Origin of the sequence: Bradyrhizobium sp. 87, assembly GCF_023073015.1 — a bacterium.
In the GTDB taxonomy this organism is placed as follows: domain Bacteria; phylum Pseudomonadota; class Alphaproteobacteria; order Rhizobiales; family Xanthobacteraceae; genus Bradyrhizobium; species Bradyrhizobium canariense_D.
Window position 1 is genome coordinate 1 of record NZ_JADPIQ010000147.1, and the last position, 2,643, is coordinate 2,643.

1 protein-coding gene and 1 pseudogene are annotated in these 2,643 nt (G+C 64.7%); both read right to left on the bottom strand.

Translation table 11 applies throughout. From position 1 onward, the window contains the following. Nucleotides 1-128: 128 nt before the first annotated feature. Nucleotides 129-941, bottom strand: coding sequence for an IS21-like element ISBj11 family helper ATPase IstB (gene istB, locus IVB50_RS38500; RefSeq protein WP_247300139.1), 813 nt, complete (start codon nucleotides 939-941; stop codon nucleotides 129-131). Next, nucleotides 938-2,417 (bottom strand): annotated as a pseudogene (gene istA / locus IVB50_RS38505) (IS21 family transposase). The gene istB and the pseudogene istA overlap by 4 nt, the downstream one beginning before the upstream one ends. Between the last annotated feature and the right edge of the window lie 226 nt (nucleotides 2,418-2,643).

The following is a 2,643-nucleotide window of genomic DNA, read 5'->3' on the forward strand; positions in this document are numbered from 1 at the left end:
TATAGCGCGACAATCTGGATGGGAAGCGCGCGACAATCAGGATGGCGAGTCGGTGTCGCGGCGAGGTGATGATTGCCGCGATGATTGTCGCGCGCAAGAGTTTTGTTCGCTCTGATTGTCGCGGAGCGTCAATCAGCGAGTGTTTTTGGTGTCGCGTGCGAGGATGGTCGCCCTGGACCACGCTTCCGCTCGAGCGCGGTGCGCCTGCGATAGCTTTCGACGTTCATCTCGACGATGGTGGCGTGGTGAACGAGGCGATCGATGGCGGCGAGCGTCATAGCAGGATCCGGGAAGACCCTGTTCCACTCTCCAAAGGGCTGATTGGCGGTGATCAGCATGGAACGCCGCTCGTAGCGAGCGCTGATGAGCTCGAACAGCACGCTGGTCTCGGCCTGGTCCTTGGTGACGTAGGCAAGATCATCACAGATCAGGAGGTCGAAGCGGTCGAGGCGGTTAATGGCGGCCTCGAGATTGAGCTCGCGCCGCGCCACCTGGAGCTTCTGGACGAGATCGGTGGTGCGGGTGAAGAGGACGCGCCATCCGTTCTCGATAAGGGCCAGGCCGATGGCTGCCGCCAAGTGACTCTTGCCGCCGCCGGGCGGGCCGAACAGCAGCAGATTGGCGCCCTTGCCGAGCCAACCATCGCCGGCGGCGAGCGCGGTCACCTGTGCCTTGGAGATCATCGGCACAGCCTCGAAGTCGAAGTTGTCGAAGGTCTTTCCAGCGGGCAGCCGCGCCTCGACGAGATGGCGCTCGACGCGGCGGCGGCCGCGTTCGGCGATCTCGTGCTCGGCAATGGTGGCGAGGAAGCGGGCCGCCGGCCAGCCTTCCTTGTCGGACTGCTCGGCAAATTGCGGCCACAGCACCTTGATGGCTGGCAGCCGCAACTCGTTGAGCAATAGATTGAGGCGCGCGGTGTCAATGGTGTTGGCCGTGCTCATGCGGCACCTCCGATCTCGCCGGCACCGATGAGGCACTCATAGGTGGCGAGCGGTGCGAGCTGCACCACGACGTGCGGCACGCAGGCCGGATCGGGAGAGAAGTAAGCGCGCAGCCGGTTGAGGTCGGGCAGTCGGCCGGCATCAAGCTCGGTCGCGAGCTGATCGGCGAGTTCGGCCTCGCAGCCGCGCTCATGGGCCAGTGCGAGCAGATCGACCATGATCCGGCAGGCTTTCCTGTCCGGCAGCCGTTCGCGCAAGCAATCGAAGGTTCGGCGATAGGCATCGCGCGGGAACAGCCGATCACGGTAGACGAGATTGAGCAGCGCCATTGGCTTGCGCCGCAAGGAATGGATCACGTGCCGATAATCGACGACCTGGTCGTGCTTGCCGTTGGAATGCGGCCGCCCACGCGGCGACGAGATGGGTGCCGCCGACGAACACGTCGAGACGATCGTCGTAAAGGCGCACCCGCAGTTGGTGCCCGATCAAACGCGACGGCACGGTGTAGAACACCTTGCGCAAGGTGAAGCCGCCGCTTGACGTCACGCGGACAATCACCTCCTCGTAGTCCGAGGTGCGGCGATCTGGCAACGCCTGCAGGGTGGCGCGCTCGTGGTCGATCCGCTTGGAGTTGCGGGCATTACGGCGGCTGACGATCTCGTCGATGAAGCCGCGATAGGCGGCGAGATCATCGAAGTCGGCAGTGCCGCGCAACAGCAGCGCATCGGCGATCGTGCGCTTGAGATGGCCATGCGAGCTTTCGATCGCCCCGTTCTCGTGGGCGATGCCGCGATTGTTGCGGGAAGGCCGCATGCCGTAGTGGGCGCAGAGGTCCTCGTACCGCCTGGTCAGATCGTCCCTCGCATTGCGATCGAGATTGCAGAAGGCGGCCGACAGGCTGTCGGTCCGATGCTCCCGCGGTGCCCCACCGAGCGACCACAGGGCATTCTGCAGCCCTTCGGCCAATGCGACGAAGCTCTCGCCACCGAGCACGACATGGGCGTGTTCAAACCCGCAATAGGCCAACCGGAAGTGATACAGGCGATGATCGAGCGGCACGCCAGCGATGGCGACCCCAAGCTCGCCCATATCGGTGAAGTCGGACAGGCCGACCTGGCCCACTTCGTGGGTCTGGCGGAAGATGACCTCCTGCTCCTCGCCGTGGATCGCCCGCCAGGCGCGGATCCGGCGCTCGAGCGTGCGGCGGATTTCAGCCCCCAGCTCAGGATGGCGTCGGAGCATCTCCTCGAAGATGGCCACGGGCCGCACGCCGGGAGCCGCCTTCAGCATCGGCACGACCTCCAGGCCGAAGACGTTGGCCAAGGGATCCGGCCGCCGCCTTTGCCGCGGTGTCTTCTTTTGCGACGGAAGGCGCAGATCCTTCTCGAGCCGATAAGCGGTCGACGAACTGAACGACGCCTTCGCGGCCGCCTCTGGCGGCGAATTGGTTTGACGGAACTTCATGTAGAGCCTCATCTGGTGATCGGTGACATGGCAGCCTGGCAACGGGTGATTCCTCTTTGGCGAGAAGAACCATCCATCACCGGCCAGCCGCGATCACCAGACGGCGCGGTCCGCTCGGATCGCGCCGTCGCCGGGCTCGTAACTCCGGTCGGGCTACGCCCTCCCTGCGTCACGAGCCCGGCGAAGCTCTCTCATCCTGATTGACGCTGCACTTCCATCCTGATTGCCGCGCCGCACT

What these genes read in the sequence shown, in the direction of transcription:
- istB (WP_247300139.1), bottom strand. Translation starts at nt 941, where the DNA reads ATGAGCACGGCCAACACCATTGACACCGCGCGCCTCAATCTATTGCTC.